Origin of the sequence: Streptomyces griseoruber, assembly GCF_001514205.1 — a bacterium.
GTDB classification, from domain to species: domain Bacteria; phylum Actinomycetota; class Actinomycetes; order Streptomycetales; family Streptomycetaceae; genus Streptomyces; species Streptomyces griseoruber.
This window is the reverse complement of sequence record NZ_KQ948766.1, coordinates 423,437-436,167: the sequence shown is the minus strand read 5'-3', so window position 1 is coordinate 436,167 and position 12,731 is coordinate 423,437. Positions and strand designations below refer to the sequence as shown.

Annotated in this window: 13 protein-coding genes; 4 read left to right on the top strand and 9 right to left on the bottom strand. The window is 71.9% G+C overall.

The genetic code is table 11. The features are described 5' to 3' along the window. Nucleotides 1-102 precede the first annotated feature (102 nt). The gene (locus tag AQJ64_RS14205) at nt 103-1,251 is read left to right on the top strand and encodes a hypothetical protein (RefSeq protein ID WP_055634346.1); all 1,149 of its coding nucleotides are present in this window, start codon (nt 103-105) and stop codon (nt 1,249-1,251) included. A gap of 33 nt (nt 1,252-1,284) precedes the next feature. On the opposite strand, the gene AQJ64_RS14200 is transcribed toward AQJ64_RS14205, so the two are convergent. The 4 genes from AQJ64_RS14200 to AQJ64_RS14185 all read right to left on the bottom strand — a co-directional run bounded on the left by AQJ64_RS14200 (nt 1,285) and on the right by AQJ64_RS14185 (nt 4,635). Further along, the gene (locus tag AQJ64_RS14200; protein ID WP_055634347.1) at nt 1,285-2,916 is read right to left on the bottom strand and encodes a phospho-sugar mutase; all 1,632 of its coding nucleotides are present in this window, start codon (nt 2,914-2,916) and stop codon (nt 1,285-1,287) included. Nucleotides 2,917-2,965: 49 nt separating this feature from the next. Further along, nucleotides 2,966-3,790: a purine-nucleoside phosphorylase gene (locus tag AQJ64_RS14195; RefSeq protein ID WP_059202674.1), complete on the bottom strand. Its 825-nt coding sequence runs from the start codon at nt 3,788-3,790 to the stop codon at nt 2,966-2,968. Nucleotides 3,791-3,897: 107 nt separating this feature from the next. Further along, nucleotides 3,898-4,182, bottom strand: coding sequence for a hypothetical protein (locus AQJ64_RS14190; RefSeq protein ID WP_055634349.1), 285 nt, complete (start codon nt 4,180-4,182; stop codon nt 3,898-3,900). A 15-nt stretch (nt 4,183-4,197) separates the two neighbouring features. Beyond that, nucleotides 4,198-4,635, bottom strand: coding sequence for a gamma-glutamylcyclotransferase family protein (locus AQJ64_RS14185; RefSeq protein WP_055634350.1), 438 nt, complete (start codon nt 4,633-4,635; stop codon nt 4,198-4,200). Nucleotides 4,636-4,731: 96 nt separating this feature from the next. Here AQJ64_RS14185 and AQJ64_RS14180 point away from each other — a divergent pair, with 96 nt between their 5' ends. Together AQJ64_RS14180 and AQJ64_RS14175 are read left to right on the top strand one after the other, a co-directional pair. Beyond that, nucleotides 4,732-6,171 (top strand): NAD(P)H-quinone dehydrogenase, encoded by a 1,440-nt coding sequence (locus AQJ64_RS14180; RefSeq protein ID WP_055634351.1) that lies wholly within the window; start codon nt 4,732-4,734, stop codon nt 6,169-6,171. Between the two features lie 121 nt (nt 6,172-6,292). After that, entirely contained in the window at nt 6,293-7,246 is a 954-nt protein-coding gene (locus tag AQJ64_RS14175; RefSeq protein ID WP_079061648.1) for a DeoR/GlpR family DNA-binding transcription regulator, read from the top strand. A gap of 141 nt (nt 7,247-7,387) precedes the next feature. Here AQJ64_RS14175 and AQJ64_RS14170 read toward each other — a convergent pair whose 3' ends face one another. Then, entirely contained in the window at nt 7,388-9,163 is a 1,776-nt protein-coding gene (locus tag AQJ64_RS14170; protein ID WP_055634353.1) for an acetyl/propionyl/methylcrotonyl-CoA carboxylase subunit alpha, read from the bottom strand. 384 nt (nt 9,164-9,547) lie between these two features. On the opposite strand from AQJ64_RS14170, the gene AQJ64_RS14165 reads away from it, so the two are divergent. Next, nucleotides 9,548-10,090, top strand: a complete 543-nt coding sequence (locus tag AQJ64_RS14165) for a hypothetical protein (protein WP_055634354.1) — start codon at nt 9,548-9,550, stop codon at nt 10,088-10,090. Here the strand turns inward: AQJ64_RS14165 and AQJ64_RS14160 are convergent. The 4 genes from AQJ64_RS14160 to AQJ64_RS14150 all read right to left on the bottom strand — a co-directional run bounded on the left by AQJ64_RS14160 (nt 10,059) and on the right by AQJ64_RS14150 (nt 12,722). Then, complete coding sequence (locus AQJ64_RS14160; protein WP_055634355.1) at nt 10,059-10,664, bottom strand: Maf family protein; 606 nt, start codon at nt 10,662-10,664, stop codon at nt 10,059-10,061. The genes AQJ64_RS14165 and AQJ64_RS14160 overlap by 32 nt on opposite strands. 4 nt (nt 10,665-10,668) lie before the next feature. Next, a complete protein-coding gene (mmpB, locus tag AQJ64_RS51710; protein WP_099053973.1) occupies nt 10,669-10,797 on the bottom strand; it encodes a morphogenic membrane protein MmpB in 129 nt (42 codons plus the stop codon). Between the two features lie 110 nt (nt 10,798-10,907). Beyond that, nucleotides 10,908-11,117 (bottom strand): acyl-CoA carboxylase epsilon subunit, encoded by a 210-nt coding sequence (locus AQJ64_RS14155; protein WP_055634356.1) that lies wholly within the window; start codon nt 11,115-11,117, stop codon nt 10,908-10,910. 9 nt (nt 11,118-11,126) lie between these two features. Further along, a complete protein-coding gene (locus AQJ64_RS14150; protein ID WP_055634357.1) occupies nt 11,127-12,722 on the bottom strand; it encodes an acyl-CoA carboxylase subunit beta in 1,596 nt (531 codons plus the stop codon). Between the last annotated feature and the right edge of the window lie 9 nt (nt 12,723-12,731).

The following is a 12,731-nucleotide window of genomic DNA, read 5'->3' as shown; positions in this document are numbered from 1 at the left end:
TGGGTTGTGCCCCGGCCGTTCTTCCAGCCGCCTGGTGTCTTGCGAGGAGGCCCCGGCGTTCACGCCAGGGAGGAATCGCATCCCGCGACAACGACGCGGAGCGTGCTGCTGCGCGAGGGCCGGGACGGCGACATCGAGGTGTACGCCGCCGACGACACGGCGGGCGGGCGGCCCCGGTTCACGGTGGCGACCGAGGAGGCGGGCGAGGACGACGAGGACGACACCGGGGACACCGGGGACACCGGGGACGAGGACGGCGAGGACGGCGAGGACGGCGAGGAGTCGCTGGACCGGCTGGTCGAGGAGCGGGTCGGGCCGTTGCGGGAGGCCGTGCTGTACGGGGTGCCCTGGGACGGGGCCGAGGCCGTGGTCCTCGCCGCCGCGGAGGAGGCCGATGAGCCGCCGGTGGGGGAACTGGGCAGCGGGCCGGTGCGGCCGGTCACCGGGTGGAACCTCCGGCGCCGGGCCTGGGAGACGCGGCGCAGGGTGGCCCGGGAGCGCTGGTACCGGGCCCAGGGGCGGAGCGCCGAGGAGGCCGCCGAGCGGGGCCTGGACGGGGCTCCCGTCGCCCTGCGGCGGTGGCGGGCCGGGTGGGGGGACTGGATCAGCATGGCGGTGCTGGTGCTGTACGCCACCTGGTTCACGGGCGGTCACGGCATACGGCACTACGTCGTCGGCGTCGCGGTGAGCCTGCTGGCGGCGCGGGTGCTGCCGCGCCGGCTGTGCCGGCGTATCACCGCCGACCGCGACGGGCTGTGGCTCGCCGGCTTCCGTGGCCCGCGGCTGTTGGCCTGGGACGACATCCGGACCGTGCGCTGCCGCCGGAGCGAGCCGAGGATCGTGGGTACCCGGGCGTCCTCCGACGAATGGGCGGTGGACGCGTTCCGCCGGCCCTGGCTGGAGGGGCGGCTCGGGGTGCTGCACCGCTACGGGCGGACGGCCGCCGAGATCACCGCGATGTGGCGGGACCCCGGCGCTGCGGCCGACGGGGGCGGCGGACGAACGGCGGCGCGGGCGGGCGGTGTGGCCGCTCGGGGTGGTCATCGGGGTGGTGCGGGTGGCGGCGGTGCCGCTCCTGCCCTGAGGGGGTGCCGCTCGTGTGGCGCCGGGCCTCCGGTGCGGGGCCGGCGCCACACCGCCCGGGGCCGGCGCCCCCGGAGCGATCGTGGAACACGGCCCGACCCACGCCATGTTCCACAGCCCGCAGGACCCCCGCGCACCGCGGACTATGTCAACGGCCGCTTCGGCTGAGCGGCCCGGCGCGGCCGGTGCGCCCGGTGCGGCTCAGAGGCCGGCCGCCGCCGACAGCTCCCGCTTGATCGTGGCGAGGACCTCGGCCGCCTCGGCGCGGGCGGCCGGCAGCGCGGCGAGGCCGGCCACCGGGAGAACCACCTCCAGGTAGCACTTCAGCTTGGGCTCGGTGCCGCTGGGCCGGACGATCACCCGGGCGCCTTCGAGGGTGTAGCGCAGACCGTCGGTCGGCGGCAGCCGGTCCGTGCCCCGGGTGAGGTCCTCGGCACGGGTGACGGGCAGCCCGGCGAGGGACGCGGGGGGCCGCTCGCGCAGCCGGCGCATGGCGTCGGCGATGACGGACAGGTCCTCGACCCGGAACGAGAGCTGGTCGGTGGCGTGCAGACCGTGCTCCACGGCCAGCTCGTCCAGCAGGTCGAGCAGGGTACGGCCCTGTTCCTTCAGCTCGGAGGCCAGCTCCGTGATCAGCAGCGCGGCGGTGATGCCGTCCTTGTCGCGCACGCCCTCCGGGTCCACGCAGTAGCCGAGGGCCTCCTCGTAGCCGTAGCGCAGGCCCTCGACGCGGGCGATCCACTTGAAGCCGGTGAGGGTCTCCTCGTACGGCAGCCCCGCCTTCTCGGCGATCCGGCCGAGGAGGGAGGAGGAGACGATCGACTCGGCGAACGTGCCGCGCGCGCCGCGCCGGACCAGATGGGCGGCGAGCAGGGCGCCGACCTCGTCGCCGCGCAGCATCCGCCAGTCGCCGCCGTCGGGGACGGCCACGGCGCAGCGGTCGGCGTCCGGGTCGTTGGCGACGACCAGGTCCGGGCCCGTCGCGCGGGCCTGCGCGAAGGCGAGGTCCATCGCGCCGGGCTCCTCCGGGTTGGGGAAGGCCACCGTCGGGAAGTCCGGGTCGGGCTCGGCCTGCTCGGCGACCAGCACCGGCTGCGGGAAGCCGGCACGGGCGAACGCGGCGAGGAGGACGTCCTTGCCGACGCCGTGCATCGCCGTGTACACCGTGCGGGCGGTGCGCGCCGAGCCCTCGGCGAGCACCGCGTCCGTACGGGCCAGATAGGCGTCCAGGACCGAGTCGTCCAGGGTCTCCCAGCCGCTTTCGGGGCGGGGGACGTCGTCCAGCGAGGCGATGGCGTCGATCTCGGCGGCGATCTCGGCGTCGGCGGGCGGCACGATCTGGGAGCCGTCGCCCAGGTAGACCTTGTAGCCGTTGTCGCGGGGCGGGTTGTGGCTGGCGGTGACCTCGACCCCGGCGACCGCGCCGAGGTGCCTTATGGCGTACGCGAGGACGGGGGTCGGCAGGGGGCGGGGGAGCACGGCGGCGCGCAGTCCCGCGCCGGTCATCACGGCCGCCGTGTCGCGGGCGAAGTCGGCGGACTTGTGGCGGGCGTCGTAGCCGATGACGACGAGTCGGCCGGTGTGGCCGTGCTTCTTGAGGTAGGCGGCGAGACCGGCGGCCGCCCGGATGACGACGGACCTGTTCATCCGCAGGGGCCCGGCGCCCAGCTCACCGCGCAGACCGGCCGTGCCGAACTGGAGCGTTCCGCCGAAGCGGGCGGCCAGTTCGGTGACGTCCCCCGACTCCAGGAGCTTCGCGAGTTCGGCGCGGGTCTCCGGGTCGGGATCCTCGGCCAGCCAGGCCCGGGCACGGGTGGTCAGGTCGTCTTGCACGTCGGTCAGCCTCTCGTGTGTGGTGTCTCGCCGCGTCCAGGGAAGCCGGTTACAGGCGGTCCAGCACCTGGGTCAGCAGGGCGCCCATGCGCGTCGCGCTGTCGCGGCCCGCCTGGAGGACCTCCTCGTGGTTGAGGGGCTCACCCGTCATCCCCGCGGCGAGGTTCGTCACCAGGGAGATGCCGAGCACCTCGGCCCCGGCCTCGCGGGCCGCGATGGCCTCGAGGACGGTCGACATGCCGACCAGGTCCGCGCCGATGACCCGCGCCATCCGGATCTCCGCCGGCGTCTCGTAGTGCGGGCCGGGGAACTGGGCGTAGACACCCTCCTCCAGCGTGGCGTCGATCTCCTTGCACAGCGCGCGCAGCCGCGGCGAGTACAGATCGGTGAGGTCGACGAAGTTCGCGCCGACGATCGGAGAGGTCGCCGTGAGGTTGATGTGGTCGCTGATCAGGACCGGCTGCCCGGGACGCATGCCCTCGCGCAGACCGCCGCAGCCGTTGGTCAGGACGACGGTCTTGCAGCCCGCCGAGACGGCCGTACGGACGCCGTGCGCGACGGCGGCCACCCCGCGGCCCTCGTAGAAGTGGGTGCGGCCCAGGAAGACCAGGGCACGCTTCTCGCCGATGCGGTACGAGCGGATCTTGCCGCCGTGGCCCTCGACCGCGGGCGCTGGGAATCCGGGCAGCTCGGTGACCGGGAACTCGGCGTCGGGGGCGCCCAGGGCGTCCACGGCGGGGGCCCAGCCGGAGCCCATCACGAGGGCGACGTCGTGGGTCTCGGCGCCGGTCAGTTCGCGCAGGCGCGAGGCGGCGGCGTCGGCGGCGGCGTGCGGGTCGCCCTGGATGTCGTCCGGGAGAAGAGATGCGTTCACGCGGATGAGGGTAGCCGGTTCTTGCCTACGCGCGTAGATGACAGAGCCCACGGGAAAGGGATCGTTGTCTTGTCGTTTCCAACCAGCGGCGTCGCCTCGGGGGGCGGTCAGTCCTCCGGGACCAGCACGTCCTCGTCGCTGAACACCTCGACCACGAAGATCAGCAGCCGGCCCCGGCTGACGATGTACTCCGCGAACATGTGCTCGGTGAGCCGCACCGTGCGGTCGTCGCCCGTGCCGCTCACGGCGCGCGACGCGGGCAGGTAGGGGTCCCGGGTGAGGACGGCGACCCCCTTGTCGAACCTGGCGCGCTGCCGTGCGTCCAGGCGGTCGCGCGCCGCCGCAGCGTGCTCGGTGTACTGGACCTGGTAACCGTGACGTGCCCCGCTCATGCCTTCCAGGATCGATCAGCAGGGACGCTTCCGCAGCTCCATCACGTAGTCGTGGGGTGCGCCCGCCGACTCGGCGGCGTCCGCGACCTCCCCGAGGTAGCGGGCCGACGGCAGACCGCCCTCGTACCCGTTCAGCACGTACACCCACGCCGAGGCCTGGCCGTCCAGGGTGTGCACCCGCACCCGCAGCCGGCGGTAGATGCCGAGGCCGACGCCCTCCCAGCGGTCCAGTGACTCCTCGTCCATGGGCGCGATGTCGTACAGCGCGACGAACACCTGTGCCTCCGGGTCCTCGACCAGGGTCGCCAGCGCGCCCTCCCAGCCGAGCTGCTCCCCGCCGAAGGTCAGCCGCCAGCCGTTGAGCCAGCCCGTCGCGCGCAGGGGCGAGTGCGGGGCGCGGCGGGTCATCAGCCGCGCGTCGAGGTTGCCGGCGTACGCGGCGTAGAGCGACATGGGAGGAGGGTACGGCAGCCGGTGCGCGGGTCACTTGCGTCACAGGCGTATCTCCGTTCGGCCCCGGGCGGCGGGCACCGCGGACCGTGCGGGACAATGGGGCATGTGACTCGGATCGTGATCATCGGTGGCGGACCCGGCGGCTATGAGGCGGCGCTGGTGGCCGCGCAGCTCGGCGCGGAGGTGACCGTCGTCGACAGCGACGGTCTGGGCGGGGCGTCGGTGCTGACCGACTGCGTGCCGTCGAAGACCCTTATCGCTACGGCCGAGGTCATGACGACCTTCGACTCGTCGTACGAGGAACTCGGCATCATCGTCGCCGACGACACCCCACCGCTGGAGCAGGCGGCCCGGGTGGTCGGCGTGGACCTCGGCAAGGTCAACCGCCGGGTGAAGCGGCTCGCGCTCGCCCAGTCGCACGACATCACCGCCTCCGTCACCCGGGCCGGCGCCCGGGTGCTGCGCGGCAAGGGCCGGCTCCGGGGCATGCAGGCCCTCGACGGCTCCCGCCAGGTCGTCGTCACCGCCGCCGACGGCACCGAGGAGGCCCTCACCGCCGACGCCGTGCTGATCGCCACCGGCGGTCACCCGCGCGAGCTGCCGGACGCCCAGCCCGACGGCGAGCGCATCCTGAACTGGACCCAGGTCTACGACCTCGGCGAGCTGCCCGAGGAGCTCATCGTGGTCGGCTCCGGCGTCACCGGCGCCGAGTTCGCCGGCGCCTACCAGGCCCTCGGCTCCAAGGTCACCCTCGTCTCGTCCCGCGACCGGGTGCTGCCCGGCGAGGACCCCGACGCCGCCGCCGTCCTGGAGGACGTCTTCCGGCGCCGCGGGATGAACGTGATGGCCCGCTCCCGTGCCGAGTCCGCGAAGCGGGTCGGCGACCGCGTCGAGGTCACCCTCGCCGACGGCCGGGTCATCACCGGCTCGCACTGCCTGATGGCCGTCGGCGCCATCCCCAACAGCGAGGGGCTGGGTCTGGAGGAGGCGGGCGTCAAGGTCCGCGAGTCCGGGCACATCTGGACCGACAGGGTCAGCCGCACCACCGCGCCGGGCGTGTACGCCGCCGGTGACGTGACCGGCGTCTTCGCGCTGGCGTCCGTCGCCGCCATGCAGGGCCGTATCGCCATGTACCACTTCCTCGGCGACGCGGTGGCCCCGCTCAACCTCAAGACGGTCTCGTCGAACGTCTTCACCGACCCCGAGATCGCCACCGTCGGCTACACCCAGGCCGACATCGACGGCGGCAAGATCGAGGCCCGGGCCGTCAAGCTGCCGCTGCTGCGCAACCCGCGCGCCAAGATGCAGGGCATCCGCGACGGCTTCGTCAAGATCTTCTGCCGCCCGGGCACCGGGATCGTCGTCGGCGGAGTGGTCGTCGCCCCGCGTGCCTCGGAACTGATCCACCCCATCTCGATCGCCGTCGACAACAATCTGACGGTCGAACAGATCGCGAACGCGTTCACCGTGTACCCGTCCCTTTCGGGGTCGATCGCCGAGGTGGCCCGGCAGCTGCACACCCGACGCGAGCTCTGAGAAGCCCGGAAAGGGGACGGGGCGGGGTCCTATACCACTCCCCGTCCCCTTGTGCGAACAACTTCTACTATTCGGCGCAAAGAGCTGAAAGCAGACGGTCGCCCGCGTTACTGTCAGTTTCGTGTTCGCTGCAGAACGTCGCCAATTGATCCTCGAAATGGTGCGAGCGAACGGGGCCGTGTCGCTCCGTGAGCTCGCCCGCGTCGTCCAGACCTCCGAAGTGACCGTACGGCGGGACGTGCGCGCACTGGAGGCAGAAGGACTCCTCGACCGCCGGCACGGCGGTGCGGTATTGCCGGGCGGATTCACGCGGGAATCCGGCTTTCCGCAGAAATCCCATCTCGCGACCGCCGAAAAGACCGCCATCGCGGACCTCGCCGCGGGCTTCGTCGAAGAGGGCGAGGCCATCGTCGTCGGAGCCGGTACGACCACCCAGGAACTCGCCCGCCGGCTCGCCCGCGTCCCCGGGCTCACGGTCGTCACCAACTCCCTCCTGGTGGCCCAGGCGCTGGCCCACGCCAACCGGGTGGAGGTCGTCATGACCGGGGGCACCCTGCGCGGTTCCAACTACGCCCTCGTCGGCAGCGGGGCCGAACAGTCCCTCCAGGGGCTGCGCGTCTCCAGAGCCTTCCTCTCCGGGAGCGGACTGACCGCCGAGCGCGGACTGTCCACGTCCAACATGCTGTCGGCCTCCGTCGACCGGGCGCTCGTCCAGGCCGCCGCCGAGGTCGTCGTCCTCGCCGACCACACCAAGCTCGGCACCGACACCATGTTCCAGACCGTGCCGACGGACCTCATCACCCGCCTGGTGACCGACGAGCCGCCCGCGCACGACGACCGCGCCGCCACCGAGCTCCAGGCCCTCGCGGACCAGGGGGTGCAGATCGCCGTGGCCGGGGCGTCCGGGAACCCGGGGGGTGAGGCGGTCCCGGCGCGACCGCAGCCGCAGCGCCGGGACGTGCCGCTGCCTGCGCCGCGGCGGGGTCAGGTGCCGGGGCTGCGGGCGACCGCGGTTCTCGGTGACGCGCCTGTCGGTGGCGAGCGGGCCCGGGTCGCGGATCTTCGCCGCCGCTGATTCAGGCAGCACCGGCATTTCGTTGCCCAGGCGCCGTAGGGGTGTGCCTTGTGGGGCGAGTGCGGGTTTGTTGTGGCTGATCGCGCAGTTCCCCGCGCCCCTTTGAGGCGGGCGCGGGGAACCGGTGTGGTGAAAGTGCCCTCAGTCCTTGATCTCGCAGATCGGGGCGCCCGAGGTGATGGAGGCGCCGACCTCTGCCGCGAGGCCCTTGACGGTGCCGGAGCGGTGGGCGTTGAGGGGCTGTTCCATCTTCATGGCCTCCAGGACGACGACCAGGTCGCCTTCCTTGACCTCCTGGCCCTCCTCGACGGCGACCTTGACGATGGTGCCCTGCATCGGGGAGGCGAGGGTGTCGCCGGAGGCGACCGGGCCGGACTTCTTCGCGGCGCGGCGCTTGGGCTTGGCGCCGGCCGCGAGACCGGTGCGGGCCAGGGTCATGCCGAGCGAGGCCGGGAGGGAGACCTCCAGGCGCTTGCCGCCGACCTCGACGACGATCGTCTCGCGGTCCTTCTCGTCCTCCTCCGCCTCGGCGTCGGCCGCGGCGGCGAAGGGCTTGATCTCATTGACGAACTCGGTCTCGATCCACCGGGTGTGGACCGTGAACGGCTCGGCGGAGCCGGTGAGTTCGGGCGCGAACGCCGGGTCCGTGACCACCGCGCGGTGGAACGGGATGGCGGTGGCCATACCCTCGACCTGGAACTCCTCCAGTGCCCGGGCGGCCCGCTGAAGGGCCTGCTCACGGGTGGCGCCGGTGACGATCAGCTTCGCGAGCAGCGAGTCCCACGCCGGACCGATGACCGAGCCGGACTCGACGCCCGCGTCCAGGCGCACGCCCGGACCGGTGGGCGCGCTGAACGTGGTGACCGTGCCGGGGGCCGGCAGGAAGCCGCGGCCGGGGTCCTCGCCGTTGATGCGGAACTCGAAGGAATGTCCGCGCAGCGGCGGGTCGTCGTAACCGAGGGCCTCGCCGTCGGCGATCCGGAACATCTCCCGCACCAGGTCGATGCCCGCGACCTCCTCGGTCACCGGGTGCTCCACCTGGAGCCGGGTGTTGACCTCCAGGAAGGAGATCGTGCCGTCCAGGCCGACGAGGAACTCCACCGTGCCGGCACCGACGTAACCGGCCTCCTTCAGGATCGCCTTGGACGAGGAGTACAGCTCCGCGACCTGCTCGTCGGAGAGGAAAGGCGCCGGGGCCTCCTCCACCAGCTTCTGGTGGCGGCGCTGGAGCGAGCAGTCGCGCGTGGAGACGACGACCACGTTGCCGTGGCTGTCCGCCAGGCACTGGGTCTCCACGTGACGGGGCTTGTCGAGGTAGCGCTCCACGAAGCACTCACCGCGCCCGAACGCGGCGACCGCCTCACGGACGGCCGACTCGTACAGCTCGGGGACCTCTTCCAGCGTCCGGGCCACCTTCAGACCGCGGCCGCCACCGCCGAACGCGGCCTTGATCGCGATCGGCAGGCCGTGTTCCCGCGCGAACGCCACGACCTCGTCGGCGCCGCTCACCGGGTCGGGGGTGCCCGCGACCAGCGGGGCGCCGGCGCGCTGGGCGATGTGCCGGGCGGCGACCTTGTCACCCAGGTCACGGATGGCCTGCGGCGGCGGGCCGATCCAGATCAGACCGGCGTCCAGGACCGCCTGCGCGAACTCGGCGTTCTCCGAGAGGAAGCCGTACCCCGGATGGACGGCGTCCGCTCCCGACTCACGGGCCGCGTTCAACACCTTGTCGATGTCCAGGTAACTGCTCGCCGGGGTGTCACCGCCCAGGGCGAACGCCTCGTCCGCGGCACGCACGTGCAGAGCGTCCCGGTCCGGGTCGGCATACACGGCCACACTGGCGATACCGGCATCCCGGCACGCCCGGGCCACGCGGACTGCGATTTCGCCACGGTTGGCGATGAGCACCTTGCGCACGATTGAGGCTCCCTCCTTGAAACAAGCCGAGTTTAGGGACTGCCGACACGACACATCGACCCGTCCCCAAAGGTGAGCTTGCCCACACGGAGCGTGATGCCAGGCTCACTCGACCGCGAAATCCCTTGTAGTACCGCCGTACGCAGCACTCCACCCGGCAACCCTAGCCCTCTCGTGTGGTCAAGGTCTCTGTGAGAGCGTGCTGCGGCACACTCCGTTTCTTTGTGGAGTCCCTACGAATGGCCCAACGATTCTTTGCCCCGCACAGAACCCTTGTCCCCGGGTTTACCCGTTAGTAGCGTTCACGATGTTTCGAACGTACTTGGGGTAACTGAAACCCTGCTCGACTCCGGATCGAGCGAAGGCGAAAGTGGGTGGGGACCGGTGGTGCGAAGACCGCTGGCGGGGATCGTGGCTCTGGTGCTGTTCGCGGAGGGGTTCGGCATCGCTCTGCTGAACTGGGCCCTGGGGATCATGGCCGACTCCCAGAACATGTCCATGGCCGGGATCGACCCGGACGTCATGTCGACGTCCTCGAAGGTCGGCGGGATCGTCTTCGGCCTCTACTTCGCCGCCTGCGGCGTGGTCGCCCTGCTGGTGGCCGTACGCAACCGGGCGCCCTCCCTCCTCGGCCGCATCCTGCTGATCAGCGCCGCCGTGACGCACGGCCTGCTCGGTGCCTTCGCCTGGGGGCTCCTCGGCCGGACCCAGTTCGCGTTCATGGTCGTGGTGCTCGGGCTGATCGTCCTGCTCCTGATGACGTACGACGCCCAGCCGGGGCCCGCGGCCGAGGGCCCCGGGGACGGTGGCACGGGCGGCGGTGCGCCCGAGGACGCCGGTACGGCGGAGGAGAGCGGGGGACGCGAGGAGAGCGAGGAGGGTGACGGCTCGGCGGTCACGCCTCCGGCGGCGCCCACAGCTCAGTGATGCCGACGCCCAGCCGGCCCAGCAGTCTGCGGACCAGCGGCAGGCTGATGCCGATGACGTTGCCGTGGTCGCCGTCGATGCCGTCGATGAACGGGGCCGAGCGGCCGTCCAGGGTGAACGCCCCCGCCACATGGAGGGGCTCGCCCGAGGCGACGTACGCCGCGATCTCCTCGTCGCTCGGCTCGCCGAAGCGGACCACCGTGGAGGCGGTCGCGGAGGCGTACTGCCCGCTGAGGGTGTCGTAGACGCAGTGGCCCGTCTGGAGCGTGCCGGCCCGGCCGCGCATCGCCTTCCAGCGGGCCGTGGCCTCCGCGGCGTCGGCGGGCTTGCCCAGCGCCTCGCCGTCCAGGTCGAGGACGGAGTCGCAGCCGATCACCAGCGCGCCCTTGGTGTCCGGGCGCGCCGCCACGACGCTCGCCTTGGCCTCCGCGAGCGCGAGGGCCAGTTCGGCGGGGGTGGGGGCGGTCACCGCGTCCTCGTCGACCCCGCTGACGATGACCTCGGGGGAGAGGCCGGCCTGCCGCAGGAGGTTCAGCCGGGCGGGGGACTGGGAGGCGAGGACGAGTCTGCGCATGCGGTCAGCGTAGGCCCAGCACGATCATCGCGACCACCATGGCCAGGGCGAGGAAGAAGCCGAGCCGCCTCAGGGTCTCCTGCATGTCGCGGAGTTCCTCGGGCGGCTCGTTCTTCGGGTCTGACCACAGCATGCCTCTAGCGTGGGGCCTGCCCGGGGGGTTGGCCTGAGTAGGCGTACTTATTTCGGTGCCGTGAGTTGTCCCTCTGCGCGCGGTTCCCCGCGCCCCTGAAGGAACTCCGGTCACACCGGCCAGTAAGTGCGCGCCCACGCGGCCTGGCCCGGCTGAGGCGTGCGCCGCGCCGCGATCCGGGACGGGTCGGACCATGCGTCCCTCGGGCCCTCCGCGCCGGGCGGCGTGGCCGCTGCCGCCGCGGCGCGGGCTCTGACCACCGCCAGGGCGGCGGCCAGCTCCTCGGGGGTCGGGTTGCCCCGTACGACCTTGATCGTCACAGCGGCTCCTTAGAGGGGGATGTTGCCGTGCTTCTTCGGGGGCAGGGATTCCCGCTTGGTGCGCAGTTGACGCAGGCCGCGGACGATGTGGCGACGGGTGTCAGACGGCATGATCACGGAGTCGACGTAGCCGCGCTCGGCCGCGACGTAGGGGTTGAGGAGGGTGTCCTCGTACTCCTGGATCAGCCGGGCGCGGACGGCCTCCAGATCCTCCCCGGCCGCAGCCGCCTCGGCGATGGTGCGACGGTGCAGGATGTTGACCGCGCCCTGGGCGCCCATGACGGCGATCTGGGCGGTCGGCCAGGCGAGGTTGAGGTCGGCGCCCAGGTGCTTGGAGCCCATGACGTCGTACGCGCCGCCGAAGGCCTTGCGGGTGATGACCGTGATGAGGGGGACGGTGGCCTCGGCGTAGGCGTAGATCAGCTTGGCGCCGCGGCGGATGATGCCGTCGTGCTCCTGGTCGACGCCGGGCAGGAAGCCGGGGACGTCGACGAAGGTGAGCACCGGGATGTTGAAGGCGTCGCAGGTGCGCACGAAGCGGGCGGCCTTCTCGGACGCCTTGATGTCGAGGCAGCCGGCGAACTGCATCGGCTGGTTGGCGACGATCCCGACCGGGTGACCCTCGACGCGGCCGTAGCCGGTGAGGATGTTCGGCGCGAACAGCGGCTGCGTCTCGAAGAACTCGGCGTCGTCCAGGACGTGTTCGATCACCGTGTGCATGTCGTACGGCTGGTTGGCGCTGTCCGGGACGAGGGTGTCCAGCTCCAGGTCCTCGTCGGTGACGGAGAGGTCCGCCTCCTCGGGGAAGACCGGGGCCTCGGAGAGGTTGTTGGACGGCAGGTACGACAGCAGCTGCTTGATGTACTCGATCGCGTCCTTCTCGTCACCCGCCATGTGGTGGGCCACGCCGGACACGGAGTTGTGGGTCCTGGCCCCGCCCAGCTCCTCGAAGCCGACGTCCTCGCCGGTGACCGTCTTGATGACGTCCGGACCGGTGATGAACATGTGGGACGTCTGGTCGACCATCACCGTGAAGTCGGTGATCGCCGGGGAGTACACGGCCCCGCCCGCACAGGGGCCGACGACCAGGCTGATCTGCGGGATGACACCGGACGCGTGCGTGTTGCGGCGGAAGATCTCGCCGTACGCCCCGAGGGAGGCCACCCCCTCCTGGATGCGGGCGCCGCCGGAGTCGTTGATGCCGATGACCGGGCAGCCCGTCTTCAGCGCGAAGTCCATCACCTTGACGATCTTCTGGCCGTACACCTCGCCCAGCGCACCGCCGAAGACGGTGAAGTCCTGGGAGAACACGGCCACCGGGCGGCCGTCGACCGTGCCGTAACCGGTCACGACACCGTCGCCGTACGGGCGGTTCCTGTCCAGGCCGAAGTGAGTGGAGCGGTGCCGGGTGAACTCGTCGAGCTCGACGAACGATCCCTCGTCGAGGAGGAGTTCGATGCGCTCACGGGCCGTCAGCTTGCCCTTGGCGTGCTGCTTCTCCACGGCGCGTGCGGAGCCGGCGTGCGTCGCCTCCTCGATCCGGCGCTGAAGATCCGCGAGCTTGCCCGCGGTGGTGTGGATGTCGATCTCTTCCGGCTCGGACATCGGGATGCG